The 26,231-nt window shown below is 75.5% G+C and carries 28 protein-coding genes; 10 read left to right on the top strand and 18 right to left on the bottom strand.

The annotated features are described in order from the left end of the window. From ACI789_RS13655 to ACI789_RS13635, 5 genes are all read right to left on the bottom strand, one after another. On the bottom strand, positions 1-243 hold a 243-nt coding region (locus ACI789_RS13655), incomplete at its 3' end, for a ClpX C4-type zinc finger protein (RefSeq protein WP_457009823.1). 75 nt (positions 244-318) lie between these two features. Then, entirely contained in the window at positions 319-2,166 is a 1,848-nt protein-coding gene (locus ACI789_RS13650; RefSeq protein ID WP_457009821.1) for a potassium channel family protein, read from the bottom strand. Between the two features lie 12 nt (positions 2,167-2,178). Next, entirely contained in the window at positions 2,179-2,565 is a 387-nt protein-coding gene (locus ACI789_RS13645; protein WP_457009819.1) for a DUF6394 family protein, read from the bottom strand. 102 nt (positions 2,566-2,667) lie between these two features. Continuing rightward, a complete protein-coding gene (locus tag ACI789_RS13640; RefSeq protein WP_457009817.1) occupies positions 2,668-3,312 on the bottom strand; it encodes a TetR/AcrR family transcriptional regulator in 645 nt (214 codons plus the stop codon). A 478-nt stretch (positions 3,313-3,790) separates the two neighbouring features. Then, the gene (locus tag ACI789_RS13635) at positions 3,791-4,402 is read right to left on the bottom strand and encodes a hypothetical protein (protein WP_457009815.1); all 612 of its coding nucleotides are present in this window, start codon (positions 4,400-4,402) and stop codon (positions 3,791-3,793) included. A gap of 145 nt (positions 4,403-4,547) precedes the next feature. On the opposite strand from ACI789_RS13635, the gene ACI789_RS13630 reads away from it, so the two are divergent. The 5 genes from ACI789_RS13630 to ACI789_RS13610 all read left to right on the top strand — a co-directional run bounded on the left by ACI789_RS13630 (position 4,548) and on the right by ACI789_RS13610 (position 8,448). After that, positions 4,548-4,907, top strand: a complete 360-nt coding sequence (locus tag ACI789_RS13630) for a hypothetical protein (protein ID WP_456921028.1) — start codon at positions 4,548-4,550, stop codon at positions 4,905-4,907. A 35-nt stretch (positions 4,908-4,942) separates the two neighbouring features. Continuing rightward, the gene (locus tag ACI789_RS13625; protein ID WP_457009813.1) at positions 4,943-6,019 is read left to right on the top strand and encodes an NAD(P)-binding domain-containing protein; all 1,077 of its coding nucleotides are present in this window, start codon (positions 4,943-4,945) and stop codon (positions 6,017-6,019) included. A gap of 198 nt (positions 6,020-6,217) precedes the next feature. Next, positions 6,218-7,123, top strand: a complete 906-nt coding sequence (locus tag ACI789_RS13620) for an ABC transporter ATP-binding protein (RefSeq protein WP_457009811.1) — start codon at positions 6,218-6,220, stop codon at positions 7,121-7,123. Beyond that, a complete protein-coding gene (locus ACI789_RS13615) occupies positions 7,120-7,935 on the top strand; it encodes an ABC transporter permease subunit (protein ID WP_457009809.1) in 816 nt (271 codons plus the stop codon). The genes ACI789_RS13620 and ACI789_RS13615 overlap by 4 nt, the downstream gene beginning before the upstream one ends. Positions 7,936-8,100: 165 nt before the next feature. Continuing rightward, a complete protein-coding gene (locus tag ACI789_RS13610) occupies positions 8,101-8,448 on the top strand; it encodes a hypothetical protein (RefSeq protein WP_457009807.1) in 348 nt (115 codons plus the stop codon). Position 8,449: 1 nt separating this feature from the next. On the opposite strand, the gene ACI789_RS13605 is transcribed toward ACI789_RS13610, so the two are convergent. Continuing rightward, positions 8,450-9,607 (bottom strand): MFS transporter, encoded by a 1,158-nt coding sequence (locus ACI789_RS13605; protein ID WP_457009805.1) that lies wholly within the window; start codon positions 9,605-9,607, stop codon positions 8,450-8,452. Positions 9,608-9,693: 86 nt separating this feature from the next. Between ACI789_RS13605 and ACI789_RS13600 the strand changes: the two genes are divergently transcribed. After that, positions 9,694-10,221 (top strand): DUF488 domain-containing protein, encoded by a 528-nt coding sequence (locus ACI789_RS13600; protein WP_457009803.1) that lies wholly within the window; start codon positions 9,694-9,696, stop codon positions 10,219-10,221. A 69-nt stretch (positions 10,222-10,290) separates the two neighbouring features. Here ACI789_RS13600 and pruA read toward each other — a convergent pair whose 3' ends face one another. After that, positions 10,291-11,913: an L-glutamate gamma-semialdehyde dehydrogenase gene (gene pruA / locus ACI789_RS13595; protein WP_457009801.1), complete on the bottom strand. Its 1,623-nt coding sequence runs from the start codon at positions 11,911-11,913 to the stop codon at positions 10,291-10,293. Positions 11,914-11,924: 11 nt separating this feature from the next. Continuing rightward, positions 11,925-12,860: a proline dehydrogenase family protein gene (locus ACI789_RS13590; protein ID WP_457009799.1), complete on the bottom strand. Its 936-nt coding sequence runs from the start codon at positions 12,858-12,860 to the stop codon at positions 11,925-11,927. A gap of 158 nt (positions 12,861-13,018) precedes the next feature. On the opposite strand from ACI789_RS13590, the gene ACI789_RS13585 reads away from it, so the two are divergent. Together ACI789_RS13585 and ACI789_RS13580 are read left to right on the top strand one after the other, a co-directional pair. Then, positions 13,019-13,624: a biliverdin-producing heme oxygenase gene (locus ACI789_RS13585; protein WP_457009797.1), complete on the top strand. Its 606-nt coding sequence runs from the start codon at positions 13,019-13,021 to the stop codon at positions 13,622-13,624. After that, positions 13,621-15,933 (top strand): SpoIIE family protein phosphatase, encoded by a 2,313-nt coding sequence (locus ACI789_RS13580; RefSeq protein ID WP_457009795.1) that lies wholly within the window; start codon positions 13,621-13,623, stop codon positions 15,931-15,933. Before ACI789_RS13585 ends, ACI789_RS13580 begins: the two co-directional genes overlap by 4 nt. Here the strand turns inward: ACI789_RS13580 and ACI789_RS13575 are convergent. The 5 genes from ACI789_RS13575 to paaD all read right to left on the bottom strand — a co-directional run bounded on the left by ACI789_RS13575 (position 15,930) and on the right by paaD (position 19,110). After that, positions 15,930-16,211, bottom strand: a complete 282-nt coding sequence (locus ACI789_RS13575) for a hypothetical protein (protein ID WP_457009793.1) — start codon at positions 16,209-16,211, stop codon at positions 15,930-15,932. The two genes, ACI789_RS13580 and ACI789_RS13575, sit on opposite strands and share 4 nt — an antisense overlap. A 30-nt stretch (positions 16,212-16,241) precedes the next feature. Next, the gene (locus ACI789_RS13570) at positions 16,242-17,021 is read right to left on the bottom strand and encodes an SDR family NAD(P)-dependent oxidoreductase (RefSeq protein WP_457009791.1); all 780 of its coding nucleotides are present in this window, start codon (positions 17,019-17,021) and stop codon (positions 16,242-16,244) included. 77 nt (positions 17,022-17,098) lie between these two features. After that, positions 17,099-17,920 carry a polysaccharide deacetylase family protein gene (locus ACI789_RS13565; RefSeq protein WP_457009789.1) on the bottom strand — a complete coding sequence of 274 codons (822 nt, stop codon included), beginning with the start codon at positions 17,918-17,920 and terminating at the stop codon, positions 17,099-17,101. 87 nt (positions 17,921-18,007) lie between these two features. Then, positions 18,008-18,559: an isopentenyl-diphosphate Delta-isomerase gene (gene idi, locus ACI789_RS13560; protein ID WP_457009787.1), complete on the bottom strand. Its 552-nt coding sequence runs from the start codon at positions 18,557-18,559 to the stop codon at positions 18,008-18,010. Positions 18,560-18,609: 50 nt separating this feature from the next. Beyond that, a complete protein-coding gene (gene paaD, locus ACI789_RS13555; RefSeq protein WP_457009785.1) occupies positions 18,610-19,110 on the bottom strand; it encodes a 1,2-phenylacetyl-CoA epoxidase subunit PaaD in 501 nt (166 codons plus the stop codon). 141 nt (positions 19,111-19,251) lie between these two features. On the opposite strand from paaD, the gene ACI789_RS13550 reads away from it, so the two are divergent. Further along, complete coding sequence (locus ACI789_RS13550; protein ID WP_457009783.1) at positions 19,252-20,085, top strand: alpha/beta fold hydrolase; 834 nt, start codon at positions 19,252-19,254, stop codon at positions 20,083-20,085. Positions 20,086-20,211: 126 nt separating this feature from the next. Further along, positions 20,212-20,451, top strand: a complete 240-nt coding sequence (locus ACI789_RS13545; protein ID WP_456921045.1) for a hypothetical protein — start codon at positions 20,212-20,214, stop codon at positions 20,449-20,451. 164 nt (positions 20,452-20,615) lie between these two features. Here the strand turns inward: ACI789_RS13545 and ACI789_RS13540 are convergent, their stop codons facing one another. From ACI789_RS13540 to glnT, 5 genes are read right to left on the bottom strand one after another with little or no spacing between them, the layout of a single operon-like run. Then, positions 20,616-21,728 carry an FAD-dependent oxidoreductase gene (locus tag ACI789_RS13540; RefSeq protein WP_457009781.1) on the bottom strand — a complete coding sequence of 371 codons (1,113 nt, stop codon included), beginning with the start codon at positions 21,726-21,728 and terminating at the stop codon, positions 20,616-20,618. Next, the gene (locus ACI789_RS13535) at positions 21,725-23,026 is read right to left on the bottom strand and encodes an FMN-binding glutamate synthase family protein (protein ID WP_457009779.1); all 1,302 of its coding nucleotides are present in this window, start codon (positions 23,024-23,026) and stop codon (positions 21,725-21,727) included. Before ACI789_RS13535 ends, ACI789_RS13540 begins: the two co-directional genes overlap by 4 nt. Before the next feature lie 12 nt (positions 23,027-23,038). Beyond that, positions 23,039-23,764, bottom strand: a complete 726-nt coding sequence (locus ACI789_RS13530) for a GltB/FmdC/FwdC-like GXGXG domain-containing protein (RefSeq protein ID WP_457009777.1) — start codon at positions 23,762-23,764, stop codon at positions 23,039-23,041. Beyond that, positions 23,752-24,645, bottom strand: a complete 894-nt coding sequence (locus tag ACI789_RS13525; protein WP_457009775.1) for a hypothetical protein — start codon at positions 24,643-24,645, stop codon at positions 23,752-23,754. Before ACI789_RS13525 ends, ACI789_RS13530 begins: the two co-directional genes overlap by 13 nt. A gap of 30 nt (positions 24,646-24,675) precedes the next feature. Then, positions 24,676-26,037, bottom strand: a complete 1,362-nt coding sequence (gene glnT / locus ACI789_RS13520) for a type III glutamate--ammonia ligase (RefSeq protein WP_457009773.1) — start codon at positions 26,035-26,037, stop codon at positions 24,676-24,678. Positions 26,038-26,231 lie beyond the last annotated feature (194 nt).

The raw sequence follows: 26,231 nt of genomic DNA, 5'->3' as shown, positions 1-26,231 counted from the left end.
GGTGGGGGGTCCGCACCCCCGGGGGGGGGGGGGGGGCGGGGGGGGGGCACCGCGGGGGGGGGGGGGGCGGCCCCCCCCCGGCGCGGGGGCCCGCCCCTCCTCGACCTCCTCGAGGACCTCCGAGCAGAGCCGCACGCAGCCGTCGCAGATGTAGACCCCCGGGCCGGCGACGAGGTGGGCGACCTCGTCGGTGCCCTTGCCGCAGAACGAGCACGCCAGGCCCAGGTGCTGGTCGGTCGCCATCGCCGCCTCCTCGCGGGGACGCGCCGCGCGGCGGCCCCGGCCGGAACGGTACGGCGACGCGGTCCGGCCCGGGCGTCAGGACGGCGTGCGGGCGGTCGGCCGCGACCGCGGCGCCTCGGCCGGTGCCGGCGGGGTGCGGCTGAGCTTCCGCCAGATCCAGCTCGACGGCACGCGGCGTCCGGTCACCACGTACTCGAGGGTGGCGTCGACCACGAGGGCGGTCGACAGCGCCCGCCGCGCCGCGGACCAGCCGGCGAGCAGCAGCTCGTCGCCCGCGCGGACCTCGAAGTCGCCGTCCGGGGCCAGCGTGGCCTCGTCGCCGCGGAGCACGAGCAGCACCAGCGCGTGCAGCGGCTCGTCCCGGTCCTCCGGGTTGCGGAGCAGGTCGCCGAGGCAGGCGTGCCCCGTGGCCAGCCGGCGCACCAGCGCGGGCGCCTCGGCGGCGGTCAGCCGGATCTTCCACAGCGACTGCAGGTGCCGCCCGCACAGCTGCCGCAGCCGCTCGACCAGGTCGGCCGCCCACTCGTCGCCGCGGCCGGGCATCTCGCGCAGGAACCGCCAGAGCAGGGGCGTGGCCAGCTGGGCGTAGACCTCGTGCGCGATGACCTCGGTCGGCACCAGCAGCGCGTCGGTGTCCATCGCCGCGAACAGCGGGGCGCTGGCCGGCCGGTTCTGCCGCGCCGCGACGAACAGCCGGGGGTTGGCCCGCCGGGCGGCGGCGACCAGCGACAGGTTGGCGATGTCGTTGTTCGTGCCCGCCACGAACCCGACGGCGTCCTCGAGCCCGGCCTCGGTCAGCGCGCCGGGTTCGGACCCGTCCACCGCCAGCAGACCGTCGGTCTCGGCGTCGGCCGGCGCGGACTCCACGACGGTGACCCGGATGCCCTCCGCCCGCAGGTCGCCGGTCAGCTCCCGGCCCAGCCGCCCGTAGCCGCAGACCACCCAGCGGCCGCTGCGCGGCGGGGTGGCGCGCTCGGGGAGCGGCGCACCCGGCCCGCTCTCCAGCCAGGTCAGCAGCTGGTAGGCGGCCGGGGCGCGCAGCGCCAGGCGGAGCAGGTCGCCGAACCGGTCGAAGGGGTTGACCACGTTCGGCGACCCGAAGGCCCGCATCCGCTCGGCCATGCCGCGGGAGGTCGCGCGCGCGATGACCGGCAGGTCCGGCCGCAGCAGCGCCGCGGCCATGACCACCGACAGGTTGGCCTCCTCGTCGTCGGTCAGGGCCACCACCGCCTCGCAGCAGGGGTGGTCGAGCCCGGCGACGGCGAGGTGGCCGGGGTCCCGGGCGTCGGCGGCCAGCCCGGGGACGTCGGCGTGGAAGGAGCCCAGCTCCAGGTCGTCGATGCGCTCGTCGGAGGCGTCCAGGACGACGAACCGGCGGCCCAGCGCGTCGAGCGAGTGCCCGAGCAGCTCCCCGGCCCGGCCGTACCCGGCGACCAGCACGAACGGCTCCCGCAGCCGGCGCACCTTGCGGGTGAAGTGCTGCAGCGCCAGGGCGGAGCGGAAGGCGCGGTCCTGCAGGAGGGCCAGCAGCGACCCGATCGCGTACGCCCACCCGATGACGGTGAGGTAGATCGAGATCGTCACCCACATCCGCTGGTTGTAGGTGAACGGGTACGGGATCTCGCCGAAACCGATGGTCGAGGCGGTGTAGCTCATGACGTAGAAGGCGTCGAAGAAGCCCATGTCCCACGGCCGGCCCTCGGCGTCCTGACCGGGGATGAGGGTCAGCCCGAGCACGCTCACCGCGAAGATGCCGATGAGCACGATCAGCGGCGCGCGCATCCGCCGCATGACCAGGAAGATCGTGGCCGAGGCCTGGGCGGCCGAGGACGCGGCGGCGCGGAGGATCGCCCGCTTGCCCCGCCGCTCGTCCTCCTCCCGGCCGAAGATGTCCCGCCAGAAGGTCAGCAGGGGGTTGCCCACGCCGGTCTCCCCTCAGCCGCGGTGGAACGACACCGTCTCCACCACCAGCAGGACGACGGAGACGATGTTGGCCAGCAGCGCGCCGCCGGACAGCGACACGACGCTCGCCGTCCAGGCGGCGGTCATCCCCGCGGTCGAGACGTAGACGGCGTAGCCGTACATCAGCGCCGCGCCGATGAGCTGCAGGTCGGCGACCAGGCTGGTGGCCAGGTGCACCGCGCCGATCTGGGTGCGGTCGCCGAACTTGAGCACGGTGGCGATCAGGTTGACCACGACCGCGGCGAACAACTCGTAGGGGTTGTGCACGGTCGGGTCGTCGATGTCGCCGATGAAGAAGCCGAAGTTCAGGGTCGCCGCGAGCAGGACGAAGAAGCCGAAGACGACCTTCTCGAGGTTCACCCGGCCCTCCCGACGACGGTCTGCGCCCGCTGCCCCGTTCCCGCCGGTCCGAAACGCGCTGTCGCCCGGCCGGGCGGGGTCAGGACGACGCGGGTCCGGGCCTCACGGCTCCTGGCGCGGCGTCCCAGGGCAGTGCAGCAGGGGGAGCACCACCGCGTCGACCACCTGCGCCACGAGGTCGGCGTCGACGGGGCGCCCGGTCAGCCACCGCAGGACGAGCACCGCCGGGCAGATCTCCGCCGCCACCGAGTCCGCCGCCGACCGGCTGATCTCGCCGCGCTCGACCGCGCGCTCGAACACCGTCGCCCAGGCGCGGTCCCAGCAGGCCAGGGGGCCGCGCTGGTAGGCCTCGGCGAGCGCCGGGTCGTCGACCACCGCGCCGAGCAGGCTGCGCGTCATCCGGCCGGTGGGGCCCTCCAGCCGGGTGGTGCTGGCGGTCATCAGCGCGACCAGGTCCCCTCGGAGGTCGCCGGTGTCCGGGGCGGCCACCACCTGCCCGCCGGCGACGTCCATGACCCCGAGCAGGAGGTCGGTCTTGCTCGACCAGCGCCGGTAGATGGTCGCCTTCCCCACCCCGGCGACCGTGGCGACGGCGTCCATCGTCAGCCCGGCCCACCCCTCGCGGCCGAGCACCTCGAGCACCGCCGCGGCGATGGCCTTGTCCCGAGCAGGGTCGAGGCGGCGGTTGCCCGTGCGGGTACGGGTCGGCGCGGCCTCCCCCTGCCAGACTCCATCACCGACAGTCATCAGTCGAACGTAACGCGTATCTAGTGCTTCCGCAGAGTGAGCGGCACAGTACCCAGCGCGACACGGGGATGACGCGGTTCGCCGGCTGCCCGACCGGCTCCTCCGACGCCGCGAGGCCGGCCGCGGGTGTGCCCCGCGGCCGGCCTCGGCCGTTCCCCCTCGACCGGCTCTGCCGTCCCCCTCGGCGGTGCCGATCGTCGTGCCGGCCGATGCCACCGTTCCCCCGCGGTCACCCCGGTCGTCGTGCACGGCGACGTCGTCCCCCTCGACGTCGCCGGTGGTGCGAGCCGATGGCACCGTTCCCCCGCGGTGACACCGGTCCTCGTGCCCGGCGACGTCGTCCCCCTCGACGTCGCCGGTGGTGCGAGCCGGCGGCTCCGTCCCCCCGTGCGATGGAGACGCCGGTCGTGCGTGCCGGCGGCTCCGTCCCCCCGTGCGATGGAGACGCCGGCTGTCTGTCAGGCCCTGGCGGGCCGGCTCATCGCGGTGCGCCGTTGCGCTGCACGCCGCTGAAGGTGAAGTCCAGGGAGCTGCTGGCCCCCTCGACGAGGTCCGCGCCCGTCGACGACGGCAGGGACGCGGTCAGCAGCAGGTGCGTGACCCCGCCCGGCGCCAGGCTCGCCGCGCCGCCGAGCGCTGCGTCGAGCACGATCGGCCCGGAGTAGAAGTCGGTCGTCGTGCCGTCGCAGGTCCACGCCCCGCCGGCGGACTCCCAGGCCTCCGAGCACCCCTCGACGGCCAGCTGCAGCCCGTGCACCGGGTCGCTGTCCAGCACGCTGGACGCCGTCGCCACCGAGCCCAGCCGCAGCTCCGAGAGCGCGACCGTGCCGTCGTTGACCAGGTCGATCGCCGAGCTCTCCGAGTCCCCGGCCAGGAAGACGCCGTTGTCGAACAGCGACAGCGTCGCGGCGTCGGCGGCCTCGGTGAGCGCGATGGACAGCACGCCGGTGTCGAGCTGGGTGACCACCGGGGTGGTGCTGTCGGTGAAGGTCCCGAAGGTGCCCAGCCCCGCCACGGTCGCGGCGACCCCGAGCACGCCGATCGATGCGGCGATCCGGGCGCGGGTGGCGCGGGTGTCCCGGTTGGTCACGGTGCTCTCCTCGTTCGGTCTCCTCGCCGGTGTCCCGGCGACACGAGGAACTCTGGCGGGCCAACCGCAGGGCTCCCGCCGGTCAACCGCAAGGGATCCGCAAGATGCGCCAAACCCGGTTGTGGGCCTCCCTACCGTTCCGGACGTGACCAGGAACGAGGAGCTGGAGCCGGTCCACCGCGGGGAGGACGGCGAGCTGGTGGGCTACCTGAGCACCGAGCGGCGCGACGGCGCCCGGTGCGTGGTCGCGCACGCGCTCTTCGGCTCGGCCCTGCGCACCTTCCCCGACCGGGAGGAGGCGGCGGCGTGGCTGCGGCGCCGCGGTCTGCCGGTGCTCGCCGAGCGCTGGTGGTACCGGCCGGCCGACGGCTCCGACGAGCGGCCCACCGACCTGGTGGAGGCCCGGCTGGGCGCGGTCACCGTGCGCTTCGGGTACGACCCGGACGACATCGCGACGCTCACCGGCGCCGAGCTGGACCGGCTCACCCCCGCCCGGCTCGGCTGAGGAAGGTCCGCACGACCGGCACGGTTGTCACTTGCGTGAGCAGGGACGTCGAGGTCGTCGTCATCGGCGCCGGCCAGGCCGGGCTGAGCGCCGCGCACCACCTCGCCCGGCAGGGGTTCGCGCCCGGCGCGGGCTTCGTCGTCCTGGACGGCGAGGCCCGCGCCGGCGGCGCGTGGCAGCACCGGTGGCCGTCGCTGACGCTGGCCCGCACCCACCACGTGCACGACCTGCCGGGGTTGCCCTTCCCCGAGGCCGGCGACGACGTGCCCGCCGCCGCGGCGGTGCCGGCCTACTTCGCCGAGTACGAGCAGCACTTCGGGCTGCCGGTGCACCGGCCGGTGCGGGTGACGGCGGTGCGCCGCACCGACGACGACCGGTTCCTCGTCCAGACGTCGGCCGGCCACTGGACCGCCGACGCGGTCGTGAACGCCACCGGCACGTGGACCGCCCCGTTCGTGCCGCGCTACCCCGGGCAGGAGCTGTTCCGCGGCCGGCAGCTGCACCCCGTCGACTACCGCGGGGCCGCCGAGTTCGCCGGCCGGTCGGTCGTCGTCGTGGGCGGCGGCGCCTCGGCGGTCCAGCTGCTGGGCGAGATCTCCGAGGTCGCCGACACCACCTGGGTCACCCGGCGCCCACCGGTGTGGTGGGAGGAGCCGTTCGGGCCGGAGGCGGGCCGGGCCGCGGTCGCGCTGGTGGCCGACGCCGTCCGTGAGGGACGGTCCCCGGGCAGCGTCGTCGGCGTCACCGGCCTGGTGGTCACCCCGTGGGTGCGGGAGGCCCGCGAGCGCGGGGTGCTCGACCGGCTGCCGGTGTTCGACCGGATCACCCCCGACGGCGTGGCCTGGGACGACGGGCGGTTCGTCCGCGCCGACGCGATCCTGTGGGCCACCGGCTTCCGCGCCGCGCTCGGCCACCTGGCGCCCCTGCGGCTGCGCGGCCCCGGCGGCGGCATCCGCATGGCGGGCACCGCGGTCGCGGGCGAACCGCGGGTGCACCTGGTGGGGTACGGGCCGTCGGCCAGCACCGTGGGCGCCAACCGCGCCGGCCGGGAGGCCGCCGTCGCCCTCCGCCGGCTGCTGCACCCGCACGACGCCCTGCCCCGCTCGGCCTGAGCTCCTCGCCCCCCTCGTCGAGATCACGGGATCTCGCCCGGATCCGGCGCCCCGAGCGTGCGAGATCGCCCGATCTCGACCGAGCAGCCTCCGGGACCGTTCAGGGTCGGTCCAGGGGGTTCCCGGATGTTGCCGGGCGCCGTCGGCCGACAGCCTCGACGGCATGACCTCCCTGCCCTCGCCCCGCCGGTGCGCCGCATGATCACCGCGCACCGGCTGACCAAGACCTACGGCCCCAAGACCGCCGTCGACGGCGTCTCCTTCACCGTCGCGCCCGGACGGGTCACCGGCTTCCTCGGCCCGAACGGCGCCGGCAAGTCCACGACGATGCGCATGGTCCTCGGCCTGGACCGGCCGACCTCCGGCAGCGTCACCGTCAACGGCCGCCGCTACGCCGACTCCCCCGCTCCCCTGCGCGAGGTGGGCGCGCTGCTCGAGGCCCGGGCGCTGCACCCGGGCCGCTCGGCGCGCGACCACCTGCGCTGGCTGGCGGCGAGCAACGGCATCCCGGTCCGCCGCGTCGACGAGGTGCTCGACCTGGTCGGCCTGACCTCGGTCGCGCACACCCGGGTGGGCCGCTTCTCACTGGGCATGGGCCAGCGGCTGGGCATCGCCGCGGCGCTCCTGGGCGACCCGCCGGTCGTCGTCCTCGACGAGCCGGTCAACGGGCTGGACCCGGAGGGCATCCGCTGGGTGCGCACCCTGGCCCGCGACCTCGCCGCCGAGGGCCGCACCGTTTTCGTGTCGAGCCACCTGATGTCGGAGATGGCACAGACCGCCGACCACCTGCTGGTCATCGGCCGCGGCCGGGTGCTCGCCGACTGCTCGACGGCGGACTTCATCGCCGAGCACGCCGCCTCCTACGTGCGGGTGCGCAGCCCGCAGCACGACGAGGTGGCCACCCTGCTGCGCCGCGACGGGCTCGACGTCGCCGCGTACGGCGGCGAGCTGCGGGTCCAGGGCCGGGACGCCGCCGCCGTCGGTGAGCTGGTCGGGCGCTCCGGCCTCCTGCTGCACGAGCTGACCCTGGTCCGCTCCTCGCTGGAGGACGCCTTCATGACCCTCACCGCCGACAGCGTCGAGTACGCGGGGGCGCAGCGATGACCGCCGTCGACGCCCGCCCGAAGACCCGCCACGAGGCGCCCTCGACGCCCGGGGCCGGGGCGGCGCTGCGCGCGGAGTGGATCAAGTTCTGGACCGTGCGGTCGACCCCGTGGTCGGTGGTGGCGATGCTCGTCCTCGGCGCGGGGCTCACCACCCTGGTCTGCGCGCTGGCCGCCGCGGACCTCGCCCGCGGGGACACCGGTGAGCCGGCCGGGGCGTTCGTCACCTGGGGGATGATGTTCGCCCAGGTCACCGCCATCGTCCTGGGAACGCTCGCGGTGACGAGCGAGTACGGCACCGGGATGATCCGGGCGACGCTGGCGGCCACCCCGCGGCGCGGGACGGTGCTCGCGGCCAAGGCCGTCGTCCTCACCGGGACGCTGTTCGTCGCCGGCACCCTCACCGCGCTGGCCGGCTACCTCGGCGGCAACTGGTTCCTCGACCGGGAGGGCATCGGCCTGGCGCTCGGCGACGACGGCGTGCTGCGCGCGCTGCTGGGCAGCGGCCTGTACATGGCCGGGCTCGGGCTGCTGGCCGCCGCGGTGGGGCTGCTGGTCCGGCACACCGCCGCGGCGCTGTCGATCGTGCTGGGGCTGGTGTTCGTCGTCGGCAACATGGTCATGCTGCTGCCCGGCGCCTGGGGCGAGTGGGCGACCAAGCTGATGCCCGGCAACGCCGGCGCCCGCGTCGCGACGCCGGAGTCGTTCAACCCGCTGCTGCTCGACCCGTGGCCCGGGTTCGCGGTGTTCGTCGCCGAGGTGGCCGCCGTCCTGGCCGTCGCCGCGGTGGCCTTCTCCCGCCGGGACGCGTAGCGGCGGCGGCACGCCCGTCCCTCTCTCCGGTGATCATGGGGTTGTTGCCGACGACACGGCCGGACACTCCGGTGGCGCCAGCAACAACCCCATGATCAACGCCGGGCAGGGGACCAGCAGGGAGTGAGGAACGCCGGCAGTGGCGGTGCAGGACAATGGCCCATCGTGACTGCACTCGAATCCCAGGAGGCCGGACGGCGGACAGCGGAGGAGCTGGTCCGCCTGCTCGGCGAGGACGACCCCGCCGCCGCCGACGCCCTGCTCGCCCGGGTCGGCGGGATCCGCGACCTGGTGTTCGTCGGCGCCGGGCTGACCGCGCTGGCCCGCGCCGACGGCCGGCAGCTGCCACCCGCCCAGCGCGCGCAGGCCAGCACCCGGCAGCTGCACCTGGCGCAGCTGCGCGACGCCGCCCGGAACGACCCGGAGGGGCTGCGGGCGTGGCTGCGCCGGTCCGCCGAGGAGGTCCTCTTCCTCCGCGCGCTGCGGGAGGCCGCGGACCGCGCCGCCGGGTGAGTCAGCCGGCCGGTCGCGGGGTCGCCGCGCGCGCGACCGGCAGCACGAGCAGCAGCCCGGCGGCGACGAGCACGTAGGTCCACGGCAGGCCGACGCCGGCCGCGACCAGGCCCAGCACGAGGGCGCCGACGGCGGTGCCGACGTCGAACGAGGCGTTCCACAGCGCGCTGGCGGCGGTCGCTCCGCCCTCCCCGGCACGGGCGAACGCGGTGACGAGGGTGAGGTTCTGCACCGCGCCGAACCCGGCGCCGAACAACCCCGCCCCGATCAGCACCCAGGCGTCCCCCGCGCCGAGGCCGGCGGCGACCGTGCCCAGCCCGACCGCGGTGACCAGCACGCCCGCGGGCAGCAGTCGCCGGGTGCCGGCGCGGTCGGCGAGCAGCCCCGCCCGCCAGCGGGTCAGCGCCCCGGTGACGCCGAAGACGAGCAGTGCCGCCGTCGCCAGGGCGCCGTCGGGGCGCTCGATCGGCAGGAACGTCACCAGCCCGCCGCCGGCGAGGGTGACGGCGAGCAGCACGGCCGACGGGGCGAGCGCGGCGCGCACGGCGGCGCGCGACGAGCCGCCGGCCGCCGCCTGGAGCCGGACCGACCGGACCAGGCCCGGCACCAGCGGCAGCGCCAGCACCGGCGCGGCGGCCAGCCAGGCCAGCCAGCCGGCGTGCCCGTCCAGGACCAGCGCGACCCCCGCCGGGACGGCGAGCAGGTTGGGCACCGCGATGGCCAGCCCGTACAGCCCGATCGCCTCGCCGCGGCGCTCGGGCGGGGCGACCTGCGCGGCGAGCAGCGCGCCGAGCACAGTGAGGACGGCGAACCCGGCGCCCCGCACCACCGCGATCGCCGACAGCCAGAGCAACCCGTCGCCCAGCGCGTACAGCGGCGCCGGCGCCCCGAGCGCGAGCAGCCCCGCGGCGAGCACCGGGCCCAGGCCGAGGCGGGCGGTCAGCGCCGGCACGGCGGCCTGCACCGCCACGGTGACTCCGAGGAAGACGGCGGTGACCACGCCCGCGGTGTCGGGGTCGGCGCCACCCGCGACCGCGTAGGCCGGCAGCGAGGCCAGGGTCAGGCAGTAGCTGGCGAAGCCCAGCGCCGTCGCGCCGACCAGCGCCCGCATCGCCGGCAGCCGCCACAGCGACTCCCTCGTCCCCACCTCGCCGGCCACACCGCTCCCCTCGCCCGGGCTGCGTCGCCCGGCCGACCAGCATGCCGCGCCACCCTCCTCGCAGCGGGAGCGGGTAGGGACGGGGCATGCCGCTGCTCACCGTCGGCCACGGGCCCGAGGACCGCTCCCACCTCGGCGCCCGGCTGGCCGCGGCAGGGGTGGCGCTGGTGGTCGACGTCCGCCGGTTCCCGGGCAGCCGCACCAACCCCGACGTCCGGCGCGAGGCCCTCGAGCAGTGGCTGCCCGCGGCCGGCATCGGCTACCGGTGGGACGCGCGGCTCGGCGGCCGGCGGCGGCTGCCCCCTGACCAGCCCGTCGCCGACGGCTGGTGGACCGTCGCGCAGTTCGCCGCCTACGCCGCGCACACCCGCACCGCGGAGTTCGGCGCCGCCCTCGACGAGGTGCTCGCCGAGGCGGCGACCGCCCCGGTGGCGGTGATGTGCAGCGAGAGCGTGTGGTGGCGCTGCCACCGGCGGCTGGTCGCCGACGTCGCCGTCCTCGCCCGCGGCGTGCCGGTGACCCACCTGATGCCCGACGGCCGGCTCGCCCCGCACCGCCCGTCGGCCGGCGCCGTCCTCGGCCACGACGGCCTGGTCCGCTGGCCCGCCCTGTGACGTGCTGGAACGGCCCTCCTGCAGGGCCCCGCCGCGAGCTCGCGAGTGGTGGGGGGCAGGAGGGTCCTTCTACATGTGCGGGTAGCGGTGGTCGGTGGGCGGGACGAACGTCTCCTTGACCACGCGGGTCGACGTCCAGCGGAGCAGGTTCTGCGCGGCGCCGGCCTTGTCGTTGGTGCCCGAGGCCCGCCCGCCGCCGAAGGGCTGCTGCCCGACGACCGCGCCGGTCGGCTTGTCGTTGACGTAGAAGTTACCGGCCGCGAACCGCAGGAACCGCTCGGCGTGCGCGATCGCGGCCCGGTCCTGCGCGATGACCGCGCCGGTCAGGGCGTACGGGGCCACCGACTCCATCTGCGCCAGCGCGGCGTCGTAGTCGGCGTCCTCGTACACGTGCACGGCCAGCACCGGGCCGAAGTACTCGGTGGTGAAGACCTCGTGGCCGGGGTCGGTGCCCTCGACGATCGTCGGCCGCACGAAGAAGCCCTCCGCGTCGTCGGCCTGCCCGCCGGCCACGACGGTCAGGGCGTCGTCCTCCCGAGCCCGGTCGAGGACGCCGGTGAGCTTGGCGAACGACCGCCGGTCGATGACCGCGCCCATGAAGTTGGCCAGGTCGGTGACGTCGCCCATCGGCAGCGCCTCGGTCTGCCCGATGAGGTCGTCGCGCAGCCGGGACCACACGCTGCGCGGCACGTAGGCGCGCGAGGCGGCCGAGCACTTCTGCCCCTGGTACTCGAACGCCCCGCGGATGAGCGCGGTGCGCAGCACGTCGAGGTCGGCCGAGGGGTGGGCGACGACGAAGTCCTTGCCGCCGGTCTCCCCCACGATGCGCGGGTAGCCGCGGTACCGGTCGATGTTCTGGCCGACGGTCCGCCACAGGTGCTGGAACACCGCCGTGGACCCGGTGAAGTGGATGCCGGCCAGGTCCGGGTCGGCCAGGACGACGTCGGAGACCGCGACCCCGTCGCCGGTGACCATCGTGACCACCCCGGGCGGCAGGCCGGCCGCCTCGAGCAGCTGCACGAGGAAGTGCGCGGCGAACTGCTGGGTGGGCGCGGGCTTCCAGACGACGGTGTTGCCCATGAGCGCCGGGGCAGTGGGCAGGTTGCCGGCGATCGCGGTGAAGTTGAACGGGGTGACCGCGTAGACGAAGCCCTCCAGCGGGCGGTGGTCCACCCGGTTCCACACCCCGGGACTGGAGACCGGCTGCTCCTCGAGGAGCTGCCGCGCGAAGTGCACGTTGTAACGCCAGAAGTCGATCAGCTCGCAGGCGCTGTCGATCTCGGCCTGGTAGGCGGTCTTGCTCTGGCCGAGCATCGTCGCGGCGTTGAGCGTCTGCCGCCACGGGCCCGACAAGAGCTCGGCGGCCTTGAGGAACACCGCGGCACGGTCGTCGAAGGACAGCTCCCGCCAGGCCGGCGCGGCCTCCTTGGCGCAGGCCACCGCGTCCTGGGCGTCGGCGTGCGTGGCGTGCGCCGCGGTGCCGAGGACGGCGGCGTGCCGGTGCGGCTGGACGACGTCGAACCGCTCGCCGCGGCCCAGCCGCCGCTGCTCGCCCAGGGCCATGGTGAGCTCGAGCGGCTCGGCGGCCAGCTCGGTCAGGCGGGCCTGGAGGGCCGCCCGCTCCGGCGAGCCCGGGGCGTAGGTGAGCACCGGCTCGTTGCGCGGCGGGGGGACTCGGGTGATGCCGTCCATGGGCGTGCCTCTCAACCAGTGGTGACGAGGGAGCGGAGGAAGAAGCGCAGGTTGGCCGGCCGCTCGGCCAGGCGGCGCATGAAGTAGCCGTACCAGTCGGCGCCGTAGGGCACGTAGGCGCGCACGCAGACGCCGGCCGCGGCCAGCCGGCGCTGCTCGGCGGAGCGGATGCCGTAGAGCATCTGCACCTCCCAGGAGTCCGGCCGCCGTCCGGCCCGCGCGGCCAGCCGCTGGGCGATCGCGACCAGCCGGGGGTCGTGGCTGCCGACCATCGGGTAGCCGGGGCCGGTCATCAGGATCCCGAGGCAGCGGGCGTAGGAGGCGTCGACCTCCGCGCGGCTCTGGTACGCGACCGACGGCGGCTCGTCGTAGGCGCCCTTGACCAGCCGGACCCGCGACCCCGCGACGGCGAGCGCGCGGGCGTCGTCCTCCGTACGGTGCAGCGCGGCCTGCAGCACGGCGCCGGTGCCGGGGTGGTCGCGGCGCAGCTCGGTCAGGACGGCGAGGGTCGAGTCGACGGTGGCCGACTCCTCCATGTCGAGGGTCACCGTGGTGCCGATCGCGCCGGCCGCCTCCACCACCGGCCGGACCAGGTCGAGGGCCAGGTCGGAGCCGCCGTCGGGCAGCGCCTGGCCGAACGCCGAGAGCTTCACCGACACCTCGGCGGCGCGGCCCAGGCCCAGCGGGGCCAGGCCGTCGAGCAGCTCCAGGTAGACGTCGCGCGAGCGGCGTGCCTCGGCGCGGTCGGTCACGCCCTCCCCCAGGTGGTCGAGGGTGACCGCGATCCCCGCCCCGGTGAGCCGGCGGACGACGGTGAGCGCGTCGTCGAGGGTCTCCCCGGCGACGAAGCGGTCCACCACCCGCCGGGTGGCCGGGGTGCCGGTGACCAGCCGGCGCAGCCCCGGCCGGCGGGACGCGCCGAGCAGCAGCGCCTTCTGCGAGAGCACGCCCACCTCCGCCGTCCGGCAACCCGAGACCACCGACGCTAGGCAGCCGCCGCCCCCGCCACCAGCGACAGCCGTACGGGCCGCCTCGGTTGCAGCGTGCACCTACGGCGCATGGGTGGCCTACCCTCGGGTAGCTGACCGGTGTGGGAGGAGAGGCGTTGCCTCGAGAAGCGGGGCGCGTCGACGTCCTCACGACGTTGCGGTCGGCGACCGCCGCCGAGCACGAGCAGGTCGAGACCACCCTCGGGCTGATGGACCCGGAGCTGCGCAGGGACCGGCTGGTCGAGGTCCTCGCCCGGCTGCACGCCTTCTGGACCGCCGCCGAGGCCGGCCTGGACACCTGGGCACGCCGCGAGCCGGCCGACGCGGAGACCGCCGACTGGTCGCGGCGCCGGCGGGCGCACCTGTTCGCCGCCGACCTGCGGGCACTGGGCGCTCCCGACGAGGCCGACGACGTCCCGGACCTGCCCGGCGTCGAGGACACCGACCAGGCCCTCGGCCGGCTGTACGTGCTGGAGGGCTCGACCCTCGGCGGCACGTTCATCTCCCGCCACCTGGCCGCGCTGCCGGCCCTCGGGCCCGGGGTGGAGATCGGCGCGTTCTCCCCCTACGGCACCGAGACCGGCGCGATGTGGCACGCCTACCGGCGGGTGACCCGGGAGCGGGTGGCCGCCGGGGGTGACGCCGGGCGGCTCGTCGACGCCGCCCGGACCACGTTCACCGCGCTGGCCGAGTGGGTCACCCCGGTCGGGACCCCCGCGTGAGCCGCACCGAACCCGAGCTCGAGCTGCTCCCGCCGGGGACGCCGATCGACCTGAGCAACTGCGAGCGCGAGCCGATCCACGTCCCGGGCAGCATCCAGCCGCGCGGCGTGCTGCTCGCGGTCGACGAGCCGGAGCTGGTCGTCGTCCAGGCGTCGGAGAACCTCGCCGACCTGGTCGGGCTGGACTGGCGTGCGGCGCTGGGCCGGCGGCTGCCCGAGGTCCTCGGGATCGCGGCGGCCGAGGCGGTCGCCCGGTCGGCCAGCGCGTTCGGGGACCTGCGCGAGCGCAACCCGGTCGAGGTCACCCTCGACGTTGACGGTAGCCCGGTGCCGGTCGACGCCCTGCTGCACCGGGCCGTGGTCGGCGAGGGCACCCCGCCCGCCACGGTGCTGGTCGTGGAGCTGGAGCCGGCCCGTGGGCCCCGGCCGTTCTCCTTCCCGAACACCTACCAGGCGGTGCGCGGCACCGTCGGCGAGCTCAACCGCGCCTCGACGCTGCAGGAGCTCTACGACATCACCGCGGCCGCGGTCCGCCAGCTCACCGGCTTCGACCGCGTGATGGTCTACCGCTACGACGCCGACTACAACGGCGAGGTGGTGGCCGAGGCCAGGGCGCCGGGCCTGAACTCCTTCCTCGGCCTGCACTACCCGGCCTCGGACATCCCCGCCCAGGCGCGGGCGCTGTACGAGAAGAACTGGATCCGGCTGATCTCCGACGTCGACTACGTCCCCGCGCGGCTGCAGCCGGCCGCGCTGCCGGCGACCGGGGAGCCGCTGGACCTGACCTACTCCGCGCTGCGCAGCGTCTCCCCCATCCACGTCGAGTACCTGCAGAACATGGGCGTGCGCGCCTCCATGTCCCTCTCGCTGCTGCGCGACGAGAGGCTGTGGGGCCTGATCGCCTGCCACCACTACTCCGGCCCGCACGCCCCGCCGTACGCGACCCGGGCGGCCGCGGAGTTCCTCGGCTCCACCCTGTCGGTGCGGCTGGTCGACCGCGCCGAGGAGGACGAGGTGCACCGCGCGCTGCAGGTGCGCTCGACGCTGGCCTGGCTGACCGCCGCCACGCTCGACGAGGACCGCCCGCTGGCCGAGACGCTGCTCGGCTCGCCCAGCCTGCTCGACCTGCTGCCCGCCGACGGCGTGGTCGTGGCGCTGCAGGGCCGCACCGGCAGCCGGGGCACCCCCCTGCCCGACGGCGCGGCCGAGGCCGTCGCGTCCTGGGCCGCTGCCCGGTCCGAGGACGTCGTGGCCACCGACTCGCTGCGCCTGGCGGCCCCCGCGCTGGCCGAGGTCGCCGAGCCCGCGTGCGGCGTCCTCGTGCTGCCCCTGCCCGACGGCCAGTACGTGCTCTGGCACCGCGCCGAGGCGGTCCGCACGGTCGACTGGGGCGGGGACCCGCACAACAAGGCGATCGCCGCCCGCGAGGGCGACGAGATCCGGCTGAGCCCGCGCCGGTCGTTCGACCGCTGGCGGGAGACGGTGCGCGACCGCGCCGAGCCGTGGACGGCGCACGAGCTCGCGGAGGTCACCCAGCTGCGCACCCACCTGCTGGAGGCGCTGTACGCGCGCTCCCGCCGGGTGGTCCGGGCGGCGGAGACGCTGCAGCGCAGCCACCTCACCGACCCGCCCGCGTCGGCCCTGCTCGACGTCGCCGTCCGCTACGTGCCCGCCACCAGCGTGAGCCAGGTCGGCGGTGACTGGTACGACGTCTTCGAGCAGCCCGACGGCTCGACGATGCTGGTCATCGGCGACGTCGTGGGCCACGACACGGCCGCCGCGGCCGACATGGCCCAGCTGCGCGCGCTGCTGCGCGGCATCGCCTTCGACAACGCCGAGGGCCCGTGCGCCGTCCTGGCCAGGCTCGACAGCGCCGTCGCCGGCCTGCACCTCGGCGCCCTGGCCACGGTGCTGGTCGGCCGGCTCACGCCCGACCCGGCGTCCGGTGGCGCGCGGCTGCGCTGGTGCAGCGCCGGCCACCTGCCACCGCTCGTGGTCGGGCCGGACGGCGCGGCGCGGGCGCTCACCCCGCCGCGGGCCGGCCTGCTGCTGGGCGTCGACCCGACCGCGCGCCGGGAGGAGTCCGAGACGCTCCTGGAGCCGGGCTCGACGCTGCTGCTCTACACCGACGGGCTCGTCGAGCGCCGCGACCAGGTGTTCGACGTCGGCGTCGCGCGGCTGCGCGAGGAGCTCGCCGCCCTGCGGGAGCGGCCGGTCGACGAGGTCTGCGACGAGGTCGTGGCCCGGCTGCTCCCGCACGGCGCGGAGGACGACGTGGCGCTGGTCGCCGTCCGCCTCGGCTCCGGCTAGGGCTGGTCCGGCGGGGCCGTGAAGCGGGCCGACAGCCCGTCGTCCTGGTCGCCGCCCTCCCCGGGCAGCGGCGCCTCGTCCTCGGCCGCGCGCACCTCTGCGGCCGTCTCCTCCGGGGGGACCGCCGCCGAGCGGGCGTCCCGCTCGAGGGCCGCGAGCAGTCGCTCCTCGTCGGGTGACAGGTCGCCCGGGCCGAGGTGGCCGCCCGGCTCACCGGCGTCGGAGCCCGATGCCATCGCGGTGTCGGGCGTGGGGTCTTCGGGGTCGGTCGAGCTCATGCCGCGCCTCCTCCTGACGGGCACCGCAGGTCAGCGGGGGAAGTTGGGTTCGAGTCGCGGCACGATCTGCATCTCCGGCACGAAGGCCGCCGGGTGCAGCGTGACCAGGTAGCGCACCATCTCGGCGACGGCCGAGGGCGGCATCATCAGGTGGGACGGGATGCCCCACTGCTCCATCATCGGGGTGTCCATGGCGGCCGGGATGACCGCCTGGACCCGGCACGGGAAGGGCCGCTCGGTGCCGTCGTCGGCCTTCCGCGCCTTCTCCCGCAGCTCCCGCTGGATGCACCGGGTGGCGTTGAGGAAGCCGGCCTTGGAGCCGTTGTAGGCGATCGCGCCGCTGCCGGAGGTGATCGCCGACAGCGACACGATGTGGACGACGTCCGCGGTGCGCCCCTCGGGCAGGTGCTGCACCCGCTTCACGAACTCGCTGGTCAGGAAGACTGGCCCCTCGCAGTTCACCGCCTGCACCCGCTGGTAGTCGGCGAGGTCGATGTCGGTGATGTACCCGGGGCGGTCGATGCCGGCGACGTTGACCAGGACGTCGAACGCGTCGCCGTGGGCGTCGAACAGCTGCTGCACCACCTGCCGGCGGCTCGCGTCGTCGGTGACGTCGAGGGGGACGACCTCGGCGGAGCCGCCCGCGTCGGCCACCAGCTTCGAGGTCGCCTCGCTGCCGGTCGCGTCGATGTCGGCGATCGCCACGTGCGCGCCGGCCTCCGCGAGGGCCACGCACGTCGCCCGGCCCAGTCCGCTCGCCCCGCCGGTCACCAGGGCGACCCGCCCCGCCAACGTCCCGCGCTCTGCCATCCGCTCCTCCACTGCTGATCACGTCGGTGCCGTGATCAGCCTCGCCGAAGACGCGGTCGGCCGCAGGTCGGGACGACCTACGTGGTGATCGCGCTGCCCGACACCGTCTGCACCACGGACAGGCTCGGCGGCCCCCACACGTCGGCGAGGGTGACCGTCTGCAGGCCGCGGTCGGCGATCAGCTCGAGCAGGTCCTCGTACACCTCCGTGATCGTCGGCTGGTTGGCGTGGCCGACGATGATCGACTGGGCGGCGAACCACTTGCGCGCGGCGGCCATCAGCTCCTCGGCGCTGAGCAGCCGGTTGTCCTCGAACGTGCCGTTCCACAGGACCACCGTGGGGTGGCCGACCATCGCCGAGATGCGGTCCACCCGCTCGTCGTGGGAGCCGAACGGCGGGCGGAAGAACGGGGTGTCCTGCGCACCGAACGTCGTCTCCAGCCAGTCGCGGTTGCGGCCGATCTCGTCGGCCACCTGCCCGTCGGAGAGCGTGGTCAGGTCGGGGTGGGACCAGGTGTGGTTGCCGATCGCCACCTGACCGGAGTCCAGCAGCGGCTGCAGCAGCTCGCCGTTCTCCTCCCAGGACTTGTACATGCCGTTGGGGAAGAAGGTCAGCCGGACGCCGCTGTCCTTCGCGAAGGTGCACAGCGAGCCGACGACCTCCGAGCTGGTGCCGTCGTCGATGGTGAGCGCCAGCTTCGTCCCCTCCCCCGGGAGCTGGTCGACGGCGCCGACCGGGGGGTCCAGGAACTGCCGGGCGACCGGGGTCACGGGCTCGGCGGCCGGGACGGCGGGGGGAAGAGGGGCCTGCTCCGGGTCCACGAGGCCCGAGGTGCCGCGGCCCACGGCAGCACCGGCCACACCCGCGGCGAGGAAGAGCAGGAACCGTCGGCGCTCCATGCGCGGGAAGTTAGGACGGCGCGTCGACGGCTCCCGGGCAGCGACACGAGCGCCCCCGCGCGGCCGGCACGCCTCGTGCGGCCCTGGCTACGGTCTGCTGCCCGGAGCCAGCCCGGCGGCCTCGATCAGCCGCGCCTGCTCGCGGCACCAGGGCGACCACGCGTTGTCGCCGTCGGCCTCCTGGCGGCGGCGGAAGTCCGTCCAGTCCAGCAGCTCCCAGGCACCGACCTCGGTCGGGTCGGGGGCGGGCGTGCCGGTGAAGCGGCCCAGGTAGACCGGGCACACCTCGTTCTCCACGACGCCGCGGAACTCCGCGCGGTAGCGGTAGCCGGGCAGCGCCTCCCGCAGCCCGTCGACGCCCAGGCCCAGCTCGAAGGCGGCCCGCCGGGCGATCGCGGTGGCGTCGTCCTCCCCCGGCCCGGGGTGGCCGCAGACGGTGTTGGTCCACATGCCCGGGAAGGTCTGCTTGCCCTCGGCGCGGCGGGTGACCAGCAGCCGCCCGGCGTCGTCGAACAGGTAGGCGGAGAAGGCCCGGTGCAGCGGCGTCTCGCCGTGGTGCACCAGCGGCTTGGGCATCGTGCCGATCGCCGTCCCGTCGTCGTCGACGAGGACGATGAGCTCCTCCGAGGTGGCCGTCACTCCCCCATGGTCCCGGATGCCGCCGCCGCGTGCGTCCGGGACGCCGGAGCTCAGATCTCCTTGAGGTGCTCGAACGGCTCCCGGCAGCTGCGGCAGCGGCGCAGCGCCTTGCACGCCGTCGCGCTGAACTCGCTGACCTCCTCGGTGTCGTCGGACCCGCACAGCGGGCAGGACGCCGTCCGCCGGGGCGCGCCCAGCGGCAGCGGCACCGGGTCCTCCCCGGGCTGTGGCGCCGGGCCCGGTGGCGCGATGCCGGCCTCGACGAGCTTGCGCCGGCCCGCCGCGGTGATCCGGTCGGTGCTCCACGGGGGCGCCAGCACGGTCCGGACGTCGACGTCGGGCCAGCCGGCCTCGTGGAGGGCCCGCAGCAGGTCGGCCCGCATCGTCCCCATGGCCGGGCAGCCGGTGTAGGTCGGCGTGATCTCCACGACGACGATCCCCTCCTCCACGCGGACGTCGCGCAGCACACCCAGGTCACTCAGCGTGAGCAGCGGCAACTCGGGGTCGGTGACCGTGTCCGCGACGGCCCTGGGATCGAGTGCGGCGGTCATCACACCCACCCTGTCCCGGCCGACGCGGCGACGCCAGTCCCGGCACCCGTCCGGGCGGTCGCGTGTCGGTGCCCGGTTCGTCACGGAACGTGAGGGCAGGGACGACTGGCGGACCGCCCGGTCGGCGCGCAGGGTCGCGGGGTGGACAGCTTCCGGCGCGAGGGCATGGTGTTCGACGTCCGCGACGGCGGGCCACCCGAGAGCGAGCCGGTCGTCCTGCTGCACGGCTTCCCGCAGGACTCCACCGCCTGGACCGCGGTCGCGGCCGGCCTGCACGCCGCGGGCCTGCGCACCCTCGCGCCCGACCAGCGGGGCTACTCCCCCAGCGCCCGGCCGCCGGGGCGGTCGGCCTACCGGCTGCGCGAGCTGACCGCGGACGTGCTGGCGCTGCTCGACGAAGCCGGGCTCGGCAGCGCCCACCTGGTCGGCCACGACTGGGGCGGGATCGTCGGGTGGGCGCTGGCCGCCTGGCACCCCGAGCGGGTGCGCACGCTGACCGCCCTCTCCGTGCCGCACCCCGCCGCCATGGCGCAGGCGCTCGTCACCAGCGACCAGGCACTGCGGTCGTACTACATGGCGCTGTTCCAGGTCCCGTTCCTGCCCGAGCGACTGCTGCTGGTCGGGGGCGGCGAGCCGCTGCGGAGGATGTTCCTGCGCAGCGACCTGCCGCCGGACCTCTGCGAGCACTACGTCGCCCGGATGCGCGAGCCGGGCGCGCTGGCCGCGGCCATCGCCTGGTACCGGGCCCTGCCGCTGGACGCCCGCGACCCGGTCGGCACCGTCCGCGTCCCGACGCTGCACCTGTGGAGCACCGGGGACGCCTTCCTCGGCCGCACCGCGACCGAGGCCACGCACCGCTTCGTCGACGCGCCGTACCGGCTGGAGGTACTCGAGGGCGTGACCCACTGGATCCCGGAACTGGCCCCCGACCGGACCGCCGAGCTCGTCGCCGAGCACGTCCGCCGGCACGGCTGATGCCGGACGCCGCGCTCCGCCGTCCAGGTCAGGACGGCGGGCACACCCGGCTGCGACCGGCAAGAGGGGGACCGTCACAGCCCCTCTCGTCCCTGTCCGTCACGGGACGGTGGCACAGTGTGTCGAATGCTCAGTGACTACGTGGCCGGGTCGAAGCGGATCGTCGCCGTCGGGCCCTCGTCGGTCCTCGGCGTCCGGGACGACGACCAGCCGGCCGGGGTGGCGCACGCCGTCGCCCGCCCGGCCGTCCGCGGCGACGCCGTCGCGGTGTGCGGCAGCGAGGTGACCGCACTCCCCGACGTCGACTGGCAGGAGTCGACCGTCGGCGTGCTGCGCTGCGGCGACTGCGAGCAGCTCGCCGCCTGACCCGCGCAGGGGGGGGGGGGGGGGGGGGGGGGGGGGGGGGGGGGGGGGGGGGGGGGGGGGGGGGGGGGGGGGGGGGGGGGGGGGGGGGGGCGGCCCCCCGGCCGCGCGGCCCCCGGGGGGGGGGGGGGGGGGGGGGCGGCCCCCCCCCCCCCCCCCACTCCGCTTCAGACCAGCGCCGGGAGGGCGAACCGCGGCTCGGCGCCCGCTCGGTCCAGCGCGAGGTCGGCGGCCAGCTCCCCCACCAGCGCGGCGAACTTGGCCCCGTGGCCCGAGCACGGGGAGACCACGACGACCGGGCCGACCCGGTCGAGCACGAAGTCCTCGGTCGGGGTGGTCGTGTAGAGGCAGCTGCCCTGCGCGACGGGCTCGGGGTCCAGGCCGGGGAGGAACTCCGCCACGTACCCGGCGACCCGCTCCCGCGACGCCGGGTCGATCCGGCCGTCCCGGCCCGACGCCGTGGTAGCGGTGCCGCCGTCGTGCTGGGCCACCTTGAACGCCGGCCGGGGGCCTCCGTCGGCACCCGAGGGCAACCCGAACAGCTGCAGGTCGCCCTTGTGCACGAACGTCGGCCAGGCGGCGCCGGGGTCGCGCAGCCGGAAGTGGAACACCTGCTGCTGGAACACCGTGAGCGGCGGCAGGCCCAGCGGCACGCCGACCGCCGGCGCGAGCTCGGGCAGCCACGGTCCGGCGGCGACCACGACCCGGTCGGCGGCGACCGCCGGGCCGTCGGTGCGCAGCAGGACGCCGTCCCCCAGCGGCTCGATCGCCAGGACCCGGGTCCGGCCGAGCACCGTCCCGCCGAGCTCGCCGGCCCGGCGCACCCAGGCGGCCACCGCGGCGTCGGCGTCGAGCACCGCCGCCTCCGGGTGGAACAGCACCGGCCCGTCGAAGCGCATCCCCGGCCAGCGGCCCTCGGCCTCGGCCGCGGAGAGCAGCTCGTGCGGCACGCCCTCCCGCTGCATCAGCCCGGCCAGGCCGACCGGGTCGCGCGCCGCGCCGTGGTCGAGGCCGCCGGTGGTCTGCAGCAGCGTCGTCCCGGTGTCGGCCTCGGCCTGCGTCCAGCGGTCGAACGCCCGCCCGGTCAGCCGCACGTAGAACGGGTCGGCGTAGGCCCGCCGGACGATGCGGGACGTGCCGTGGGAGCTGCCGTGCACGTGGCCCGGGTCGAACGCCTCGACCAGCGCCACCGACACCCCCCGCCGGGCCAGCTCCCACGCCGTAGCGGCGCCCATGAGGCCGGCGCCGACGACGGCGACCTCGACCCGCAGGTCGGTCACAGCCCCTGCCCGGGGATCCAGGACGTCCCCGCCAGCGGCACCCGGGCCATCGCGGCGGCCTCGATGGTCAGCGCGACCAGGTCCTCGGGCTCCAGCGAGTGCAGGTGGGCCTTGCCGCAGGCGCGGGCGATGATCTGCGCCTCCATCGTCATCACCCGGATGAAGTTGGCGACCCGCCGTCCGCCGACGACCGGGTCGAGGCGGGCGGCCAGCTCGTCGTCCTGGGTGGTGATGCCGGCCGGGTCGCGGCCGGCCTGCCAGTCGTCGTAGAACCCGGCCGCCGAGCCCAGCGCCCGGTACTCCTCGTCCAGGTGCGGGGCGTTGTCGCCCAGCGCGATGAGCGCGGCGGTGCCGATCGCGACGGCGTCGGCGCCCAGGGCCATGCACTTGGCCAGGTCGGCGCCGTTGCGGACGCCGCCGGACACGACCAGCTGGACCTGCCGGTGCAGCCCCTCCTCCTGCAGCGCCTGCACCGCCTGGGGCAGCGCGGCCAGGGTCGGGATGCCGACGTTCTCGATGAACACGTCCTGGGTCGCGGCCGTGCCACCCTGCATGCCGTCGAGCACGATGACGTCGGCGCCGGCCTTCGCGGCGAGCTTCACGTCGTAGTAGGTGCGGCTGGCGCCGATCTTGACGTAGACCGGCTTCTCCCAGTCGGTGATCTCCCGCAGCTCCCGGATCTTGATCTCCAGGTCGTCGGGGCCGGTCCAGTCGGGGTGCCGGCAGGCGCTGCGCTGGTCGACGCCGACGGGCAGGGTGCGCATCCCGGCGACCCGCTCGGTGATCTTCTGGCCGAGCAGCATCCCGCCGCCGCCGGGCTTGGCGCCCTGGCCGAGCACGACCTCGATGGCGTCGGCCATCCGCAGGTGGTCGGGGTTCATGCCGTAGCGCGAGGGCAGGTACTGGTAGACGAGGTGCTTGGACTGACCGCGCTCCTCCTCGGTCATCCCGCCGTCGCCGGTGGTGGTCGAGGTCCCGACCTCGCTGGCGCCGCGGCCGAGGGCCTCCTTCGCCCGGCCGGAGAGCGCGCCGAAGCTCATCCCGGCGATGGTCACCGGGGTGGACAGGTGCAGCGGGTAGGTGGCATTGCGGTCGCCGAGGACGACGTCGGTGTCGCACCGCTCGCGGTAGCCCTCGAGCGGGTAGCGCGACATCGACGCACCCAGGAAGAGCAGGTCGTCGAAGTGCGGCACGCGCCGCTTGGCGCCGCCGCCGCGGATGTCGTAGATGCCGGTCTCGGCGGCGCGCTGGATCTCGGCGATCGTGGCGCGGTCGAAGGTCGCGGACTCGCGGAGCATGACGGGGTCCCCTCAGTACGCCGAGGCGTTGTCGACGTGGAAGTTGTAGAGACGGCGGGCCGAGCCGTACCGGCGGAAGTCGCGCGGGTCGGCGTCCAGACCGGCCGCGGCGAGCAGCCCCGCGAGCTCGGCGAGGTGCTCGGGCCGGACCTCCTTCTCGACGCAGTCCGCGCCGAGCGACCTCACCGAGCCGGCCACGTAGATGCGGGCCTCGTAGAGGGAGTCGCCGAGCGCGTCCCCGGCGTCGCCGCAGACGACCAGCCGGCCGGCCTGGCCCATGAAGGCGCTCATGTGCCCGACGTCGCCGCCGACGACGATGTCCACGCCCTTCATCGAGATGCCGCAGCGCGCCGACGCCGAGCCCTCGACGACCAGCAGCCCGCCGTGCGCGGTGGCCCCGGCCGACTGCGAGGCGTTGCCGCGCACCCGGACGGTTCCGCTCATCATGTTCTCCGCCACGCCGACCCCGGCGTTGCCCTCGACGGTCACCGTCGCGGACTTGTTCATCCCGGCGCAGTAGTAGCCGACGTGCCCCTCGATGCGGACGTCGATCCCGGCGTCCAGCCCGACGGCGACGTTGTGCTTCCCGTCGGGCGAGGTGACCCGCCAGGTCGGTGCCTTGTCGGCGACGTCGGGGGCGTGCAGCGCCTGGTTGAGCTCCCGCACGGTGGACAGGGACAGGTCGACGACGGCGGGCTCGGTGTCCGAGCCGATCTCGATCGTGCTCAGCGCTGCCATGCGTAGACCTCTTCCGGCTCGGGCTCGAAGATGCGGGCGTTCTCGATGCCGGGCAGCCCGGCGAGGGCGCGGTACTCCGACGCCATGGCCACCCACTGGGCGGTCTCGGCGACCACCGCGGGCTTGCAGGCGATGGCGTCGCGGACCACCGCGAAGCTGTCCTTCGTGGAGACCAGCAGCGTGTAGAAGCCGTCGAACCGCTCGCAGAGCAGCTTCAGCGACTTCTCCAGGTCGTAACCGGCGGCCAGCTGGGCGGCGACGAACCGGGCGCCGACCTCGGAGTCGTTGTCGCTGTCGAACTGCGTGCCGGCCGCCTGGAGCTCGCGGCGGATGGTGGCGTGGTTGGCGAACGAGCCGTTGTGCACCAGGCACTGGTCGGTGCCGACCGAGAACGGGTGGCAGTGCGCCGGCGTGACCGCCGACTCGGTGGCCATCCGGGTGTGCGCCACGCCCTGCCAGCCCTGCGCGGCGGGCAGGCCGAACTCGGCGGCCAGCGCCTGGGGGTGGCCGACGCCCTTGAGGACGGCGACCTCCTCGCCGACGCCGATCACCAGGCTGCCCGGCACGGCCTCCCGGACGACGGCGGCCAGCGTGTCGGGGTCGGTGGCGGCGTGCACGACCAGCGTCTGGCCGGCGTCGACCACCTCGGCCTCGGGCAGCACGGCGCGGACGGCATCGGCGACGTCGTCCGCCGTCCGGTCGCCGGTCAGCAGCGAGACGCCGGCCTCGCCCGGCGGCGACCACCGCGGGTCGCCGTACACGGCGACCCCGGCGGAGTCCGGGCCCCGCTCGGTGACCTGGCAGAGCATCCCGGTCAGCAGCTCGCCGAGCCGGGGGTACAGGGAGGGCTCCCGCAGGTGGAGCCCGACGATCCCGCACACGTCAGTGGGTCCTCTCTCTCGGTCCGGCTGTCAGAAGGCGGTCACGTAGCGGTCGACCTCCCAGGGGGTCACCTGCCCGTGCCACTCGAAGAACTCGTCGCGCTTGAGGCCGGCGAAGTAGCCCGACACCCCCGGGCCCGCGGCGTCGAGCGCGCCGGCGACGACCGGGTCGGCCTCCAGCGCCTCCACCGCGTGCAGCAGCGTCGGCGGCAGCGTCGCGCTGCGGGTGGCGCCGGGGTCGCCCGGGTCCAGCCCGCGGCGGACGCCGTCCAGCCCGGCCGCCAGGGCCGTGGCCGCGGCCAGGTAGGGGTTGGCCGAGCCGTCGCCGCCGCGCAGCTCGACCCGGTTGCCGTCGGGGACCCGCAGCAGGTGGGTGCGGTCGTTGCCGCCGTAGGTCGCCGTCCGCGGGGACCAGGTCGCGCCCGACCGGGTGGAGCTGGCGCCGGTGCGCTTGTAGGAGTTGACGGTCGGGGCGAGCACCGCCTGCAGCCCGGCGGCGTGCTCGATCAGGCCGGCGACGAACGAGTACGCCAGCGGCGAGAGGCCCAGCCCGCGCGGGTCGCCGTCCTCGGGGAAGGCCGGCACGCCGTCCCGCCACAGGGACAGGTGCATGTGCAGCCCGCTGCCGGTGCGGTCGCTGAACGGCTTGGGCATGAACGTCGCGGTCATCCCGCGCTGCTCGGCCAGCACGGAGAGCAGGTACCGGAGGGTCACCACCCGGTCGGCGGTGGTCAGCGCGTCGGCGTAGGCGAAGTTCTGCTCGAACTGCCCGTTGCCGTCCTCGTGGTCGTTGGCGTAGTTGCCCCAGCCGAGGGAGTTGATCGCCTTGGAGACCGCGGTGAGGTGGTCGTACATGCGGGTCAGCCCGCGCGCGTCGTAGCAGGGGCGCTCGGCGGTGTCCTTCGGGTCGGCCGGGCGCAGGGCGCCGTCCGGGCCGCGCTCGACGAGGAAGTACTCGACCTCGGCGCCGACCTTCAGCTCCAGGCCGAGGTCGGCGGCGCGGGCCAGCTGCTCCCTGAGGATGACGCGGGGCGCGTACGGCCACGGGCGGCCCTCGACGTGCGGGTCGCAGTGCACGATCGCCAGGCCCGGCCGGATGAAGGGCACCGGCATGTAGGAGGCCGGGTCCGGGATGGCCATGAGGTCGGGGTCCTTCGGCTCCTGGCCCATCGCGCCGACCGCGTAGCCGGCGAAGCCGACGCCCTCGGTCTGCAGTTCCTCGACCGCCTCGATCGGCACGAGCTTGGCGCAGGGCTTGCCGGTCAGGTCGACGAAGAGCGCCATGACGAACTCGATGCCGTCGGCGCGGGCACGGGTGGCGAGGTCGGCCTCGACCGGGGCGGCCGGCCGGTGGACCGGCGGGGCCTCGGGACGGGTGGCGGTGAGCGACACGGGGAGCCTCCAGGCATCTCGTCCACTGACGTGAACTGTTGTCGCCTGTGAGTGAACCCGGCGTCCGTTTCGCGACGGTTACCGGTGCGGGGAGTTCGTGTTGCCCGTGGCCCCACCCCGCCGGTTTCCGCGGAAACCGACGGAGGGGGCGCACAGCAGTGCGGGCGCTCCTCGGGCCATGCCGGTCCTGCAGG

This window comes from Geodermatophilus sp. SYSU D00965 (genome assembly GCF_054050075.1).
Note: the sequence above shows the minus strand (reverse complement) of the source record. Positions and strands in the feature narration are given on the sequence as shown.

Coding starts and splice junctions, on each gene's coding strand:
- ACI789_RS13640 (WP_457009817.1), bottom strand. CDS start 3,312: ATGACTGTCGGTGATGGAGTCTGGCAGGGGGAGGCCGCGCCGACCCGT.
- ACI789_RS13620 (WP_457009811.1), top strand. CDS start 6,218: ATGATCACCGCGCACCGGCTGACCAAGACCTACGGCCCCAAGACCGCC.
- ACI789_RS13615 (WP_457009809.1), top strand. CDS start 7,120: ATGACCGCCGTCGACGCCCGCCCGAAGACCCGCCACGAGGCGCCCTCG.
- ACI789_RS13600 (WP_457009803.1), top strand. CDS start 9,694: ATGCCGCTGCTCACCGTCGGCCACGGGCCCGAGGACCGCTCCCACCTC.
- pruA (WP_457009801.1), bottom strand. CDS start 11,913: ATGGACGGCATCACCCGAGTCCCCCCGCCGCGCAACGAGCCGGTGCTC.
- ACI789_RS13575 (WP_457009793.1), bottom strand. CDS start 16,211: ATGAGCTCGACCGACCCCGAAGACCCCACGCCCGACACCGCGATGGCA.
- ACI789_RS13570 (WP_457009791.1), bottom strand. CDS start 17,021: ATGGCAGAGCGCGGGACGTTGGCGGGGCGGGTCGCCCTGGTGACCGGC.
- ACI789_RS13565 (WP_457009789.1), bottom strand. CDS start 17,920: ATGGAGCGCCGACGGTTCCTGCTCTTCCTCGCCGCGGGTGTGGCCGGT.
- paaD (WP_457009785.1), bottom strand. CDS start 19,110: ATGACCGCCGCACTCGATCCCAGGGCCGTCGCGGACACGGTCACCGAC.
- ACI789_RS13545 (WP_456921045.1), top strand. CDS start 20,212: ATGCTCAGTGACTACGTGGCCGGGTCGAAGCGGATCGTCGCCGTCGGG.
- ACI789_RS13535 (WP_457009779.1), bottom strand. CDS start 23,026: ATGCTCCGCGAGTCCGCGACCTTCGACCGCGCCACGATCGCCGAGATC.
- ACI789_RS13530 (WP_457009777.1), bottom strand. CDS start 23,764: ATGGCAGCGCTGAGCACGATCGAGATCGGCTCGGACACCGAGCCCGCC.